Annotated in this window: 13 protein-coding genes and 1 tRNA gene; 6 read left to right on the plus strand and 8 right to left on the minus strand. The window is 69.8% G+C overall.

The window, feature by feature from the left end:
* Positions 1 to 43 precede the first annotated feature (43 nt).
* Positions 44 to 130 (plus strand) — tRNA-Ser (locus tag ACWER9_RS20845).
* 238 nt (positions 131 to 368) lie between these two features.
* Here the strand turns inward: ACWER9_RS20845 and ACWER9_RS20850 are convergent.
* Positions 369 to 683, minus strand: coding sequence for a hypothetical protein (locus tag ACWER9_RS20850; RefSeq protein ID WP_452303401.1), 315 nt, complete (start codon positions 681 to 683; stop codon positions 369 to 371).
* 2 nt (positions 684 to 685) lie between these two features.
* Positions 686 to 907 carry a hypothetical protein gene (locus ACWER9_RS20855; protein WP_355004433.1) on the minus strand — a complete coding sequence of 74 codons (222 nt, stop codon included), beginning with the start codon at positions 905 to 907 and terminating at the stop codon, positions 686 to 688.
* A gap of 428 nt (positions 908 to 1,335) precedes the next feature.
* Here ACWER9_RS20855 and ACWER9_RS20860 point away from each other — a divergent pair, with 428 nt between their 5' ends.
* Positions 1,336 to 2,547 (plus strand): helix-turn-helix domain-containing protein, encoded by a 1,212-nt coding sequence (locus ACWER9_RS20860; RefSeq protein WP_452303402.1) that lies wholly within the window; start codon positions 1,336 to 1,338, stop codon positions 2,545 to 2,547.
* Between the two features lie 640 nt (positions 2,548 to 3,187).
* Here the strand turns inward: ACWER9_RS20860 and ACWER9_RS20865 are convergent.
* Both ACWER9_RS20865 and ACWER9_RS20870 read right to left on the minus strand, forming a co-directional pair.
* A complete protein-coding gene (locus ACWER9_RS20865) occupies positions 3,188 to 4,372 on the minus strand; it encodes a low temperature requirement protein A (RefSeq protein WP_452303403.1) in 1,185 nt (394 codons plus the stop codon).
* 51 nt (positions 4,373 to 4,423) lie between these two features.
* Positions 4,424 to 4,579, minus strand: a complete 156-nt coding sequence (locus ACWER9_RS20870) for a hypothetical protein (RefSeq protein WP_452303404.1) — start codon at positions 4,577 to 4,579, stop codon at positions 4,424 to 4,426.
* Positions 4,580 to 4,708: 129 nt separating this feature from the next.
* Here ACWER9_RS20870 and ACWER9_RS20875 point away from each other — a divergent pair, with 129 nt between their 5' ends.
* On the plus strand, positions 4,709 to 5,251 hold the full coding sequence (locus tag ACWER9_RS20875; RefSeq protein ID WP_452303405.1) for a YbhB/YbcL family Raf kinase inhibitor-like protein: 543 nt from the start codon (positions 4,709 to 4,711) through the stop codon (positions 5,249 to 5,251).
* Positions 5,252 to 5,383: 132 nt separating this feature from the next.
* On the opposite strand, the gene ACWER9_RS20880 is transcribed toward ACWER9_RS20875, so the two are convergent.
* A complete protein-coding gene (locus ACWER9_RS20880) occupies positions 5,384 to 6,094 on the minus strand; it encodes a class I SAM-dependent methyltransferase (protein ID WP_452303406.1) in 711 nt (236 codons plus the stop codon).
* Positions 6,095 to 6,306: 212 nt separating this feature from the next.
* Here ACWER9_RS20880 and ACWER9_RS20885 point away from each other — a divergent pair, with 212 nt between their 5' ends.
* Complete coding sequence (locus ACWER9_RS20885; protein WP_452303407.1) at positions 6,307 to 8,142, plus strand: hypothetical protein; 1,836 nt, start codon at positions 6,307 to 6,309, stop codon at positions 8,140 to 8,142.
* A 22-nt stretch (positions 8,143 to 8,164) separates the two neighbouring features.
* Here ACWER9_RS20885 and ACWER9_RS20890 read toward each other — a convergent pair whose 3' ends face one another.
* A complete protein-coding gene (locus ACWER9_RS20890) occupies positions 8,165 to 8,941 on the minus strand; it encodes a hypothetical protein (RefSeq protein WP_452303408.1) in 777 nt (258 codons plus the stop codon).
* A 324-nt stretch (positions 8,942 to 9,265) separates the two neighbouring features.
* Here ACWER9_RS20890 and ACWER9_RS20895 point away from each other — a divergent pair, with 324 nt between their 5' ends.
* On the plus strand, positions 9,266 to 10,795 hold the full coding sequence (locus ACWER9_RS20895) for a peptide deformylase (RefSeq protein ID WP_452303409.1): 1,530 nt from the start codon (positions 9,266 to 9,268) through the stop codon (positions 10,793 to 10,795).
* A gap of 69 nt (positions 10,796 to 10,864) precedes the next feature.
* On the opposite strand, the gene ACWER9_RS20900 is transcribed toward ACWER9_RS20895, so the two are convergent.
* Positions 10,865 to 11,980, minus strand: coding sequence for a globin domain-containing protein (locus ACWER9_RS20900; protein WP_452303410.1), 1,116 nt, complete (start codon positions 11,978 to 11,980; stop codon positions 10,865 to 10,867).
* A gap of 144 nt (positions 11,981 to 12,124) precedes the next feature.
* On the opposite strand from ACWER9_RS20900, the gene ACWER9_RS20905 reads away from it, so the two are divergent.
* The gene (locus tag ACWER9_RS20905; protein WP_452303411.1) at positions 12,125 to 12,895 is read left to right on the plus strand and encodes a CPBP family intramembrane glutamic endopeptidase; all 771 of its coding nucleotides are present in this window, start codon (positions 12,125 to 12,127) and stop codon (positions 12,893 to 12,895) included.
* A gap of 4 nt (positions 12,896 to 12,899) precedes the next feature.
* Here the strand turns inward: ACWER9_RS20905 and ACWER9_RS20910 are convergent, their stop codons facing one another.
* Positions 12,900 to 14,108, minus strand: coding sequence for a hypothetical protein (locus tag ACWER9_RS20910; protein WP_452303412.1), 1,209 nt, complete (start codon positions 14,106 to 14,108; stop codon positions 12,900 to 12,902).
* Positions 14,109 to 14,156 lie beyond the last annotated feature (48 nt).

The following is a 14,156-nucleotide window of genomic DNA, read 5'->3' on the forward strand; positions in this document are numbered from 1 at the left end:
ATGGCAGACTGTGCGTGGCCGTACGCCTGCGGGTGCCGGCCCAGGAGGGTTCGCCTAGTGGCCGATGGCGCTGGTCTTGAAAACCGGTAAGGCAGCGATGTCTTCGTGGGTTCGAATCCCACACCCTCCGCCTGCTGGTGATCTACGTTGACGCAGCTCAGCCCTCGTTTCCCGACGAGGGCTGAATGCTGGTGGGGGCACTACGCGGTGCCGTTGCCGTTGACGGATCGAAGCATGGCGATGGGCCGGGTCTGCTCATCGTGTGCGTTGGCCTCAGCGGGGGGACGGCCGTAGCACCACCCGAAGTGTCGGTAGACGACGAAGCGCCCCCAGCCATCACAGCCGAGGGCGCATAGTTGGGCGTTAGATCATGCCTCTTGCAGCTCCCGCAGGTTGCGGTCGGTCGCTACGTACTGCGGCCAGTCGTCAGTGTGGCACTCGGCCGCGTGCAGAGCTGTGCGGATCTGGACCAGCAGGGCGTTGGCGGCGCTCTCGAAGTCAGGGGCCTCGATGCTCGTGGCGAACTCGACCGTGCGGTCAGCGAGGCTCGCGGCCATTTGCACCTCGTGCCCCAGTTCGTCCAGGTGCTCCTGGACGGCGTCGAGGAAGTCTTCGTACTGCGCGTCAGTCCCGTGAGGGTCGCTTTCGAGCGTCATCTGGATTGCGATGCGATGCTGCCGCATGATCAACCTTTCTCCCAGCATGTAGCCCGCTTGAGCTGCCCGATCAGGTCTCTCAAGTAGTTCGCCCCCGAGGGCGTGCACTTCACGGTCTTCCAGTGCTTCTCCGGACAGGGGCAGTACATCTTGAAGTAGCTCTTCCCCCCGCCGGTGATCCTCCAGTCCTTGCGCTCGGCGTCCTGGAGAACGTCCTCAAGTTCTTTGTACCTGTGCTTGGGGCGTGACACTTGGTAAACGCTCCTTGCCTCTTGAGGTTACATACCCAGAAGATCGACTAACAGGCGCGCTCGGTCACAGCCACATCAACGGGATCAGGCCCAGACTGAGCACGGTATGGGACACCTGCGGCGAAACGCCCTACTCGGGTCGTCAATGCGACAGTCCAGGAGTTCGTAGGCATAGCACGAAGCGCCCCCGGTCGGTATGACCGCGCCTCGTGTGTCGGTGGTGGCGGTTACCTCCCACACCCTCCGCCAACCCGAACGTCGGGCTTGATCCACTCGGCTTCCCGGAAGCCGGGGTGTTCGGCGCACAGGAATACGCCGACACCAGTGAATGCGAGTGAATCAACTGCCGCAGCGAGTAGGCATCGACGAGTGCCTCATCGCGGCGTACGGTCGGGGTACGCGGTGTACCCAATACGGCGAGGTGCCTCATGGCGGATCAGCAGCCCACCCCCGGCCAGCGCGTCGAGCGGCTTCGTCGAGCCGCCGGCCTGTCTCGCGAGCAACTTGCCGGCCTTGCCGGCCTGTCACCGACCACCATCAAGTTCGTGGAGAATGGACGTCGGAGCTTGACGTTGAGGGCCGCCCAGCAGATCGCACCGCACCTTGGCGTACGCGATCTCGGTGATCTGTTCGGACCGCAGGTGACCCTGTCCCTGGATGGCCGACCAAGTCACCCCGCTATCGGCGACGTCCGTCGTGCGCTGACCGCATGGCAGATCTCCGTCTCCGGTGAAGCGGAATCCCCCGACTACCTGCGCGGCGCTGTCGACTCCGCGTGGCAGACCTGGCATACCTCCCGGCACCAACGCACGGAAGTGAGCGTCATCCTCCCCGGGCTGCTCGAAGCCACTCAGCAAGCTGCCCGACTACACACCGGCGAGGACCGGCGTGCCAGCCTTGCTCTGCTCGCCCAAGCGCATCATCTCGCCCAGGCATACCTTGCTTGGCACGGCGACCGTGAGCTGTGTTGGCTGACCGTCGACCGCGGAATGGCTGCGGCTCTCGATGCCGATGACGCCCTCGCCATCGCCCAATCCACCTGGTACGCGGCTCACCTGCTGCGGGCGGTCGGACGCGGCGACGAGGCGTTGGAGCGGCTACAGGAAGCTTGCGGGCTGATCGAGCCCCGAGTCGCCGATGGCGGGAATGAGTGGGCCGAGATGCTGGCCGACCTGCACCTGTGTACTGCGTTGACGAAGGCCCGCACCGGTGACCAGGGCGCGTGGTCGGACTGGGACGCGGCCCGCCGGGTGGTCGAGCAGGCCCTGCCGCCCGGCTTCGTCGGTCTTCGCACCCGGGTTTCGCGGCCGTTGGTCGACGTGTACGCGGTGATGTGTGCCGTCGACCTGGGTGATCCTGACGAGGCGCAGCGGCGAGCACATTCGCTCGATCCGGCGTCGATCCCGTCGACCGAACGGCGGGGCCGGCACTACGTCGAGCTTGCCCGCTCTGCCGACCTGGAAGGGGCAAGGGAGGCGACGCTTCACTTGTTGGGCCTTGCGGAATCTACCTCTCCGGAGACGGTCCGATACTCACCGGCGGCTCAGGAGTTGGCAGGCCGGCTGGCCCGGGAGGCGCCTGCGGCCATCCGAGCCGAGGCGATCCAGTTGGAGAGCCGGATCGCGGTGCCAGAGCTCTAGGGGTACCTCCTGTCGCTGGGTACGCTGCGTACCCTTTGAGCCCTTCGTTGCTGCCTAACGTGTTCTCACGATTGCAGTGGGTGCGTGGCCCCGTCCAGAGCTGAGGTGACGGCCGCCCCCTGAGACGGGAGGGCACCGCGATGATGTGGCCGTTCAACCTGCTCCGGCGGCAAGCTAGGCGACTGGGGGTTCCTGCACCACGGGGTGCCACCGGTCCGGCAATCCAACGGGCGGAGCAGGAAGCTGCCAGGGCCCGATTATTGGCTCAAGCACGCCGCCGATCCACCGAGGGTCGCACCGGCGGTGTTGGCCGGTGATGGGTGAGGTCCCCACCACCGTCAGGGCGGCTGTACAAGCCCGATCGGCACAGGGTCAACGGGCGGCTGCTGTCCTGGCGAGCCGCCTCGCGGACCAGCACATCCCGCGACGGCCCGAGTGGGTCTGCGGGAGCTGCGAGCAAGACACGCCGTGGCCATGCGCTCCGGCCCGGGTACGCCTGTCCGAGGCGTACGGCCGGGATCGGATCGGGCTGTCCATGTACCTGGGCAGTCTGCACGCGGTGGTTGTTGCCGAGTTGCCCACCGTCGCCGCTGGCGAGCTGTTCCAGCGGTTTGTTGGCTGGACTCGTTGAGCGGCACCGTCAGTCGGTGGTCGTCTTGGACATCCTGGTCCAGGCCTCGTAGCTGAGCAGCACGACGAGGAACGCGGTGAGCAGTCCGAGGGCGGCCAGGCCGGGCAGGTACCTGCCGACGGGGAGGAGCAGCAGCGCCGCAGCGGGCGCGAGGAACTGCTCGGGTCGTACGCACCTGACGCTGAGCGCCAGGAACGTCGCCCGGCCCGCGAGGTACAGGGCGGTTCCGCCGAACAGTGCGACAGCCGCGATCCAGTGCAAGGTCTCGTGCGACTTCCCCTGCGCCATGCCGGCGAGCACCTCTTCGACTCCCAGCGCCACGTAGATGGTTCCGGCGAGCAGCGGGAGGTGGGCGACGCTGTACGCGTTGCCGGCCACGAAGCCGCGGTGCAGCCCGGAGTCCGTCGTCAGGGCGTTTCCGGCGCTCGTCGCGCTCGGGAAGTACAGCCAGTACAGGCAGCCTGTGACGGTGAGCGTGAGCAGCGCCGCCAGCAGGGTCGGCCAGTGGATCATCTGGGTTCCGACCCCGGCGCCGACCGAGATCAGGGACTCCCCGAGCGCGATGATCACCACCAGGCCGTGCCGCTCCGCGAAGTGGCCGGGGCTGCGTACCGGCCAGCCGCCCACAAGCAGGGCGAGCACCCCACCGCCCATGTCGACGATGAGCGCGGTCGCCCAGAGCAGGATCTGTGCGGTACCGCCGAACACCGCGCCGAGGACGAGCGGCACCCAGGACAGCGCGGTGGTGAGGGCGTAGAGGCGAACTGTTCTGAGCCGGCGAGGGTCGTCCACCGCCACCCAGTAGAAGAGAGCGAACTGGGTCGACCGCACCACGACGTACGCCAGCACCAGGATCAGCCGGGGTGTCCTCGTACCGCTGCCGGTTTCCCATGCCTCGGGGAGGACCAGCGCGATGAGGAAGACGGCTGCCATCGCCACGGCGATGCCGACCCGGATCAGCCCGATGTCGATGCGTACGTAGTTGCCCAGCCAGGCATAGACCAGCCAGGAGTTCCACAGCAACATGAGGACGAGCAGACCCTGGAGCAGGGTCACCGACGTGGGTCGCTCGCTCATGAACGTGGTGACCCGGATGAGCCCGAAGACGAGCACCAGATCGAAGAAGACCTCGAACAGCGTCGGCCGGTGGGACTCCGCCGTGACTACCGGCCGCGATCGGAAGAACGGCCTCATCAGGTCATCTTCACTGTTCGTGACGGAGGGTTGCGGCGTCAGGCGTCCCGGTCACTCCGGCGGGTCGACGGCCCGCCGATCCCGGCGAATCGTCTCCTCGGCCAGTCGTTCGACCGCGCGTCGGCGGTCCTCGGCGATGGCTCGCTCGTCCCGGCGGCGGAACGCGGTGATGACGGCCACCACGAAATCCCGCCAGATGCCGGCCACGATGTCCCCCCGGAGGACGTTGCCCGAAACTCCACGGTAGCTCCGGAAAACCACAGTGCCGGTCGTCGGACGGGGTGCAGCGGGGTAAGAAGGGGCTGGTATTTCCGCACACCGGAAGGACGCGTCCTGATGACCCTGGAACGACCGATCGCCCCGGACCCGTACGAGCTGCTGCCGACGCTGCCCTCGTTCACGCTGACGAGCGACGACGTGCAGAACGGCGAGCCGATGGACACCCGGCACGCGCATGGCAGCACCGGGGGTGACAACGTCTCGCCGCAGCTGGCCTGGTCGGACTTCCCCGCCGAGACGAAGAGCTTCACGGTGACCTGCTACGACCCCGACGCGCCGACGGGCAGCGGGTTCTGGCACTGGGTGCTGGTGAACGTGCCGGTAAGCGTCACCCAGTTGCCCACCGGCGCCGGTGGCGCGGCGGGCACCGACCTCGGCGGGGCGTTCTCGGTCCGCAACGACTACGGCGAGCAGGGGTACGGCGGTGCGGCTCCGCCGGCCGGCGACCGCCCGCACCGCTACGTCTTCGCGGTGCACGCCCTGGACGTCGACCGGCTGGACCTCACCCCGGAAGCGACCCCCGCCTACGTAGGCTTCAACCTCACGTTCCACACCCTGGCAAGAGCAGTAATCCGCCCCACGTACCAGATCAAGGAGTAACCCGGCCCTCAGCGCCCGCGATCTTGCACTTTCTGTCCCGACATCCCAGACATTCCTGGCTTAGCGTCGACAGAAAGTGCAAGATCGCCGGGCCGGCTGGGCCAGGGCCAGGGCGGGGCCGGGGCAGGGCGGTCAGGCTGGGACGCGGGCTACGGCGAAGACGGACTGGCCGAAGGGTGGGAGGACGAGCTGCTCGGCGGCCTTGGTGGCGGGCAGGACGAGGGTGTCGTACACCTTGACCATCGGGCCCTCCTTTGGCATCAGCCGGAAGACCTTGGTGGCCATGAAGTAGCCGATCAACCCGAGCGCGTTGGCGTAGTGGATCTTCTCGATGGTCAAGCCGGCCTCGGTCATCGCCGCCCCGAGCGTCTTCTTCGTGTAACGGCGGACGTGCCCGGTGGCGATGTCGGCCGGGCCCATCGCGAACTGGAACGCCGGCACGATGATGATCACGGCGCCGCCGGGTCGGACCAGGTCGCGCATGCTCTCCAGCGCGCCCACGTGGTCCTCGATGTGCTCCAGGACGTTGTACGAGACGGCGGCGCTGTAGTCGCCCCGCTCGTTGTGCGGCAGCAGCATCTGTCGGACGTCGATGTTCGGACGGTCGGCGAGGCGCTCCTTGAGCTGCACCAGCCGGTCCGGGTCGGCTTCGGTGGCGGTGAACCGGGGCAGCCGGTCGGACCATTCCAGCGCGTAGTCACCGAGGCCGCTGCCGATCTCGATCGGGTCGTCGCCGAGGTACGGCACGGCCAGTTCGATGAACCAGCGACGGTGGTTGACAGCGGTTGCCAGGCCTTCGAGCACCTCGGACTGCACGCGCTGATCCCCAGTGATTTCTGCCATGCGTCGATTCCTCACGATATGAACTCGACCCGTGCCTGGACCGACAGAGTGAATCATCCGCTGGGTCGGCGAAAGAATCGGGGCATCGGGGTGGCCGAATTGTGGTCGGGGGGTGGGTTCGTGATCGGCGGTCGGCGAACCCGGCACATAGTACGGCAGTACCCCGAAACATGTCACGGCGGTGCCATACGCTGACTACCCTATGAATTGCCATGACTACTCCTGAACCGGACGGGGCCGACGGCGGCAGCGACCCGGCCGCCGCGTCGTCGGCGGAGGGGGCCTCCGGTCTCGTTCGGCCTTCCCGCAGGGGGAGGTTGGCCGATCTGGCCGCCGTGCTGAGCTTCGTGGTGCTTGGCTTCTGGGTCACCTGCCGGCTCTGGCTGGATCCGGGCAGCGACGTGCGGGACAACCAGTCCGATCAGTCGCAGTTTGAATGGATGATGGCGCACGGCGCGCGAGTAGTCACGCACTTTGCGTATCCGTACCATTCCAATCAGATGAACGTGCCCGACGGCGTGAATCTGATGGCCAATACGTCCGTATTATCCATTTCACTGCCAATGACGCCGATCACCCTGTTGTTCGGGCCGCGGGCGTCATTCCTGATCTTTCTCACCCTCGGCATGATCGCCACGGCCACCGCCTGGTATTTCCTGCTCTCCCGGGTCCTGATCGGCAGCCGGGGGCCGGCGTGGCTGGGCGCCGGCTTCTGCGCGTACGCGCCGGCCATGGTGTCGCACGCCAATGGGCACCCGAACATCGTGTCGCAGTTCGTCGTTCCGTTGATCATTTGGCGCACCCTGCGACTCGGCGATCCGGGCCGTTGGCTGCGCAACGGGGTCCTCCTCGCGCTTGTCATCGTCTGGCAGGCGTTCCTCAACCTGGAGATCCTGCTGATGACCGCGATCGGGCTCGGCGTGGTCGTCGTCGTGCTCGCCCTCGGCCGCGCGGATCTGCGGACGCGGACCCGCCCGTTCCTCGCCGGTCTGGCCGTCGCCGCCGGGGTCGCCGGGCTCCTGCTGGCGTACCCCCTCTATGTCCAGTTCTTCGGACCGGGCGCCTACTCCGGGCTGTCCCGCCTGATCCGCGGCTACTCCAGCGACGTGGCCTCGTTCATCGCGTACTCCCGGGAGTCCCTGGCCGGGAGCGCCCGCACCGCCGCGGGCCTGGCCAAGAACCCGACCGAGGAGAACAGCTTCTTCGGATGGGCGCTGCTGGTGCTCGTGGTCGCCCTGGTCTGGTGGCTGCGCCGTTCGATCGTGGTGCTCGCGCTGGCCGCGCTCGGGTTGCTCTTCGCGGTGCTTTCGCTGGGCCGGGAGATCCGCTTCGACAACCGGGGTACGGGTGTGCCGGGCCCCTGGGCTGCGCTGGAGAACCTGCCCATCCTGCACTCGGTGGTGCCGACGCGCTGGGCGCTGGCGATCACTCCGATCATCGGGCTGCTGCTCGCCTACGGCGCGGAGCGTGCCCGCGAGTTGGCCGTCGCCCACCCGGCCGCCCGGGGGCAGGTCCGCTTCGCCACCGCCACAGTCCTCACGATGGCCCTGTTGCCGATCGTGCCCACCCCACTGCCCGTGGCCCACCTCGACCCCGTCCCCACCTTCGTGACAGGTGGGGCGTGGCGGTCGTACGTGGCTGGAGGGCGCAGTGTGGTGACCCTGCCGTTGCCGGACACCACGTACGCGGAGCCGTTGCGCTGGTCGGCGGCGACCCGGCTGGACATGCCGCTGGCCCGTGGCTACTTCCTCGGCCCGGACACCCGCCCGAGCGCCGATCCGCCGAAGGTCGCCCTGTTCGGTGCGGTTCCCCGCCCCACCAGCAGCTTCTTCGCCACCATCCGGCGTACCGGTGCGGTGCCGCCGATCACCCCGCAGAGTCGGGTCCGCGCGGTCGACGACCTGCGCTACTGGCGGGCCGGGGTGGTCATCCTCGGGCCGCACGAGCACGAAGCCGCGCTGCGCCGGGGGATGACCGAGCTGACCGGGATCCAACCGGTCTTCAACGGCGGCGTGTGGGTGTGGGACGTCAGGTCGTTGACCGACTGAGCCCGTGTGGCCGAAACCCGCCCTAGCGGACGCAGCAACCCTGGCAAACCTTCGGCCGGGGCAGCGTGAAGGCGAGGCAGCAGGTGCGGCGCTGCACGGTCGGCTCGCCGGTCGGCCCGGGCACCAACTCGACCAGGTCGGTGAGGTCGAGTGCGCCGAGCAGGGTGTCGATGCTCTGCACCGTGGAGCCGGGCAGGGCGTCGGCGGCCCGCAGGATGCCGTGCGCGATGCCGGAGGCGACCGAGCCGAGCAGCGTCCGGGTGCCCACCCGGACCTCGGACTGGATCGCCGTGATGAGCGGTGCCAGGTGGGCGTCGAGCAGTGACGCACGCAGTGCGGCGAGCAGCTCCGCGTCGTCGGCGACGACCCGCACCTCCGGCAGGCCGGTGAGCGCCAGCGGGTCGTTTGGCAGCACTGCCACGGTGGTGCCCCGGCGCAGGCCCATGGTGAGCAGCTGCCGGTGGTCCTCGAAGTGGATCAGCAGATCGGCCGGGTCGAGCAGCGGGACCCGCCGGGCGGAGGCCCAGCCGAGCACGACCGGCAACGCGGCCCAGTAGCTGTACGACTTCCAGGCCAGCGCGGCGCAGGCGTGCGGGGTGCCGCCCCAGCGGACGGCGGCGCCGTTCAGCAGCTCCGACAGTCGGCTGCCGTCGATCAGGGTGGTGGCGGGTGCCCAGCCGAGCTCGTCGTCGACGAGCAGGCCCCGGGCGAGCCCGGGGAGGTCGTCGGTGCCGAACATGGCCCGGAGAGCCGCGGTGACGGGGGCGAGCGGCGTGGCGGCAGCTTCCCGCCGTGGCATCACCGCTGTCACCTGAGTCGTCCCCTGTCTCTGTGACCGAGGAGTACGCCCCGGCGGACGAACAGCTGCCGTCCTGAGCTAAGGCTAGCCTAACCACACCCGTGGCCGTAAGGGAAGGCTCACCTTGGTCACATCCCCGACGCCCAGCTCACCCCGCGCTTCGGGAGTAGCGCTTCGCGTACTACCCGGAGTCGGTGCAGGAAAACGCCGCCGCACGATCGATGGCCATCGGTGAATTGTCAAGCAGAGTGTCGAAAACATGCCACATGCGTGTGTGCCCGGGTACGGAACGTGAAACTTATATCCCCGGCCACGAGGAAGCTGATGACGACCTCACCCCTCGAACGGGCTGCCGACTCCTTCGCGGCCGAGCTCGCCCGGCAACGGACGGGGCGAGGGCTGTCCAAGAAGCAACTGGCCGTCCTGATGGGGTTCGACCCGTCCTACGTGAGCCACGTCGAGGGGCGCCGGCACCGCCCCACCGAGGATTTCGCCCGCCGCGCGGAAGCCGTCCTGGAGGCCAGCGGCGCGATCTGGCAGCGCTTCCGGGAGTACGACGACCTGCGGCACGCCCGGGTGGGTCAGCCGCACCGCGAGCCGTACCTGCCGGGGCAGTGGCTGCCACCCGGCACCGGCCTGGTCGTGGAACGGGAGCTGGCCACCCTGACCCACACCGACGACGGCTACCTGTGCGTCATCCACCGCGAGCTGTACAACGCCGGCACCGAACCGGTCAACCGCTACCTGGTCCGGGTCGCCGTCGACCGCTACCCGAACGACCCCGGCCGCTCCAACCGGCACCACCGGGAGCACCCCCTCACGTTCGCCGAGCTACAGATACAGGCCCGGCGGGACGACGGCGGCGGCGACCCGGAGCCGATGCACTGGCGGGCCAAACACGATCGGGACGCGTTCAAGGAGATCTGGCTGCTCTTCGAGAACGGAGAGCGCCGCTTCCCCCTCTACCCGGGCGACCGGGCCGTCATCGAGTACGCGTACAGCGTCGGGCACGACAAGTGGGGCCCCTGGTTCCAGCGGGCCGTCCGGCTGCCCACCCGGCAACTCGCCGTACGCCTGGACCTGCCTGCGGTGCTCGACCCGCAGGTGTGGGGCGTGGAGACCTCGCTCAGCGCCGAGGAGGGCCCGCTGCGGACCGCACCGCAGCGTCGGGAAGAGGGCGACCGGGCGATCTACGACTGGCAGACCGACGACCCGCCGTTGAACGCCCGCTATCGGATGCAGTGGCGGTTCCGTGCCCGCCCGGAGACCGAACCGGACCCCGGGCCGGGCAGCGCCCGCGTGCGACCCAGCGACCGGATGCGCGGCCTCGGCATCGTGCAGCGCGGGGACGACCTGCTCCGCCAGCGCGCCCGCCCGTTCGACCTGCCCGCCGAGGAACACGTCGCCCGAGACGTGGTCGACCGGCTCACCATGGCCCTGGCCCGACTCGACGAACTGCACCCGTTCAGCAAGGGGGTGGGTGTCGCCGCGCCGCAGTTCGGCATCGGCCGCTCGGCGGCCGTGGTGCGACCCCCCGACCGGTCGGCGGAGCCGGTCGTTCTGCTCAACCCCCGGGTGGTCGACGCCGACCTGGAGACCGACGAGCAGTACGAGGGCTGCCTCTCCTTCTTCGACCACCGAGGTCTGGTGCCCCGTCCGCTGCGACTCGACGTGGAGCACGCCCAGTGGGACGGCAGTCGGATCATCACGTCGTTCGAGTTCGGCATGGCCCGACTGGTCGCCCACGAGATCGACCACCTGGAGGGCCGGCTCTACGTCGACCGGATGGCACCGGGCGTGCCGTTGGTGCCGGTGGAGGAGTACCGCGAGACCGGGCACCCCTGGCGCTACTGACCGAGGGAGGGACCGGGGCGCGTGCCCCAGGGGGCAGGGGCACGCGCCCCGGTGTGGGGGGAGGAACGTCTAGAGGTCACCGAAGGTGTCGTAGCGGATGTGCGGCGACGGCACGTCGTCCGCGGCGAGCACCCGCAGGGTGGCCCGGACCATGCGGGCGGCGCCGGAGACATAGCAGTCGTGGGTGGTCCACGGGCCGTACCGGGCCACCACGTCCGGGATGTCGCCCTGCTCGCCGTCGAAGTCCGGGTCCTCACTGCACGCCGGGGTGACCGACAACCACGGGTGTACGGCCACCAACTCCTGCAAACCGGCCAGGCCGTACAGGTCGGCTGCCTGCCGGGCACCGTAGAAGACGTGCACCCACCGGGTCCGGTTGAAGGTGGCCAACTCCTCCACCAACGCCTTGATCGGCGCGAGGCCGACGCCGCCGGCCACGCAGAGGATGTCCCGTTCCGAGGTGCGGTCCAGGGTCATCGACCCCATCGGTGCCGCCAGGCGGAGCAGGTCGCCCGGCCGCACCCGACGCACCAGCGCGCCGGAGACCCAGCCGGCGCCCGGAGACCGCACGTGGAACTCCAGCACGTTGTCGTCGTTCGGGGCGTTCGCCACCGAGTAGTTACGCCACACCCGGGGGTGGTAGCGCGGCACCTCCAGGCTGACGTACTGCCCCGCCTGCCAGCGCAGCGGGTGCTGCAGCGCCCGGCAGGTCAGCACGGCGGTGTCCGGGCCGTGCCGCTCGTGGGTCAGCACCTCGGCGTGCCAGAACGGCGGGTCGTCGTCGGCCGCCGCACCGGCCACCATCAGTGCGGCGATGGCCGCGTACGCCTCCCGCCAGGCCTGGTCGTACTCCAGGTTCCAGCCGTCGCCGGCGGTGCTGCGCAGCGCGTCCAGCAGCGCGACGCCCATCGTCGCGTAGTGCCGCTCGTCGACGTGGTACTTGCGGTGGTCGCGGCCCAGCGCCCGGAGGAACTCGTCGAAGCTCTCCGGGTCGTCGACCGTGTGGATGGCCGCGATGATCGCTTCGAGCAGCCGGTCGCCCTGGCCGGTCATCTGCACCGGGAAGAGTTGCCGCAGGGCGGGGTCGAGCAGGAACAGCCGAGCGTAGAAGTGGCCGCTCAGCCGGACCCGGTCGTCCTCGACCAGGGTCCAACTCTCCTTCAGCAACCGCGCGAGGTTGTCCACGAACGCTCCTTCTCCAGACGGCAACGGATCGGGCGCTCATAGAATCTCCACGGAGAGTGTCGACTGGTCGCACAGAATGTGCGATCGGCTCATGGTGACCGGTCGGCCGTGTCACCGGCGCCGAACGTCGGGCAGAGTGGTGCGGTGACCGTTGAGCTGACCCGCCCGGTGTCCCGCCGGCTGTTGGGCACCGAGACGCTGCTGGTCCTCGGCCTCTCCCTCGGCCAGTCCGCGGTCTACGCGGTGGTGTCGATCATCGCGAAGCTGACCGCCGACGGGCCGCTCTCCAAGCAGACCGCCTCGTTGAACACCTCGGCGTCGGCCCGACCCTGGCTGGACCTCACGTACCAACTGCTCGGCATCGTGTTCGCGCTGCTACCGGTGCTGCTCGCCGTACACCTGCTCAGCCGTGACCCCGGCGACCCGGCGCGGACCCTCGGCCTGGACGCCCGACGACCCGGTCAGGACGTGGCGCGCGGGGCCGGCCTGGCGGCGCTGATCGGCCTACCCGGGTTGGCGCTGTTCTGGGTGGCGGCCCAGTTGAACCTCAACGCCACGCTGGTGCCGGCGTCGCTGCCGGACGTCTGGTGGGCGGTCCCGGTGCTGATCCTCGCCGCCGCGCAGAACGCCGTGCTGGAGGAGGTGATCGTGGTCGGCTATCTGGTCACCCGGCTGCGCCAGCTCCAGTGGCGGTTGGCCGCGATCATCGCGGCCAGTGCGCTGCTGCGCGGCTCGTACCACCTCTACCAGGGCTTCGGCGCGTTCGTCGGCAACGCGATCATGGGCGTGGTGTTCAGCCTCTTCTACCTGCGCACCCGGCGGGTGATGCCGCTGGTCATTGCGCACACCCTGCTCGACGTGTTCGCCTTCGTCGGCTACGCGCTGCTGCCCCGGGAGTGGTTCGACTGGCTCTGACCGGTCAGCGCCGGTCGGTGCGGTAGACGGCCACCGCTCGGGCCGCGAGCCGGTCGGCGGCCGCCGAGTCACCAAGCGCCGCCGCCAGCACCGCGGCGCCCGGCAGCAACCGGGCTGCCAGCCGCAACGCGACCCAACCGCCGGCCTGCGCGGTGAGCGGCGCAGCCAACCGCCAGGCCGCCTCCCCCGCCCGCGGCCACGCCCCCTCGACCGGGTCACCCGCCGTCTCGGCGGCGGCCAGGGCCGCCGCCGCGCTCGCCCGATCAGGGTGCACCTGGGTCAGCACCAGCAGGTCGACGGCCCGGTCGGGATGCGTCGGATCCTTGCCGTACGCGGCGGCCAGGTGCAGCACCAGCGACGAGTGCGTCCACAGCACCGCAACCAACTCGGCCAGCGGCGCGAAGAAGCCGGCAAGCGCAGCGGTCGCCCCGCCCGCACCCGCCGCGCGGCCGAACCGCCGTGCCGCCAACCGGGCCAACCCGTCCGCCGACGCGTCCGGATACCGGGTCCGCAACCCCTCGGCCCATCCGGCCGCGCCGGGCCCGAGCGCCCGCACCGCGGCAAGAGCCAACAGCTCCGGCGCGAAGCCCGGGTGGTCGAGCACGCGCGCGGCGACCGCGCGCAGCTCCGATTCCGGGGTACGCCCCAGAGCCGGCTCGGCCCGCCGCACGGCCGGCTCTGCCGGCGCAACCTGCCGCCTGGCGGGCTCTGCCGGTGCCGTCTGCTGTTCGGCGGGTGTGGTCTGCTGCTCGGCCACGGGCTCCGGGGTGGGCTTCGTCGGGGCGGTGCTCTTGCGCGGGGTGGCCGCACGCTTGGTGGGGCTTGCCGCCCGCTTGCGCGGTGCCGGCGTGGGCGCGGTCACCTCGGCGGGCGTCTCGGCCGCCTTCCGGGGGGCTGCCTTACGAGCCGGCGTGGTCCGGGCCCTGGGCGCTGTCGGTGCGACGTCCGCTGTCGGGCCCGGCTCCTCACCGTTGACCGGATCCGGCTGCTCCGCGCTCGCGTCGCTGGCCAGGTCGGCAGGTGTGCTCCGGGGTTGCCGAGGCAGGGGGCGGTCCGGCTCCGGTGGCTGGAAGAGCACCGCCGGGGCAGCCTTGGCCCGTCGCGGACGCTGACTCGCCGGAGCGGCCGCCGGTGCAGCCGTCGAATCGGCGGGCTCCACCGGCACGGTGGGCTCCTCGGTCACTGTCGGCTCGGCCATTGTCGGCTCGGCCACGGTCGGTGCCTTGAAGGTGGCCCGTGGGGAACGCCGACGCGCTCGATC

The sequence above is a fragment of the Micromonospora sp. NPDC003944 genome (assembly GCF_053605225.1).

Bases quoted from the DNA above. Each gene is read 5' to 3' on its own strand.
- ACWER9_RS20865 (WP_452303403.1), bottom strand. From the start codon at position 4,372: ATGAGGCCGTTCTTCCGATCGCGGCCGGTAGTCACGGCGGAGTCCCAC.
- ACWER9_RS20880 (WP_452303406.1), bottom strand. From the start codon at position 6,094: ATGGCAGAAATCACTGGGGATCAGCGCGTGCAGTCCGAGGTGCTCGAA.
- ACWER9_RS20860 (WP_452303402.1), top strand. From the start codon at position 1,336: ATGGCGGATCAGCAGCCCACCCCCGGCCAGCGCGTCGAGCGGCTTCGT.
- ACWER9_RS20875 (WP_452303405.1), top strand. From the start codon at position 4,709: ATGACCCTGGAACGACCGATCGCCCCGGACCCGTACGAGCTGCTGCCG.
- ACWER9_RS20890 (WP_452303408.1), bottom strand. From the start codon at position 8,941: ATGCCACGGCGGGAAGCTGCCGCCACGCCGCTCGCCCCCGTCACCGCG.
- ACWER9_RS20885 (WP_452303407.1), top strand. From the start codon at position 6,307: ATGACTACTCCTGAACCGGACGGGGCCGACGGCGGCAGCGACCCGGCC.
- ACWER9_RS20895 (WP_452303409.1), top strand. From the start codon at position 9,266: ATGACGACCTCACCCCTCGAACGGGCTGCCGACTCCTTCGCGGCCGAG.
- ACWER9_RS20850 (WP_452303401.1), bottom strand. From the start codon at position 683: ATGCGGCAGCATCGCATCGCAATCCAGATGACGCTCGAAAGCGACCCT.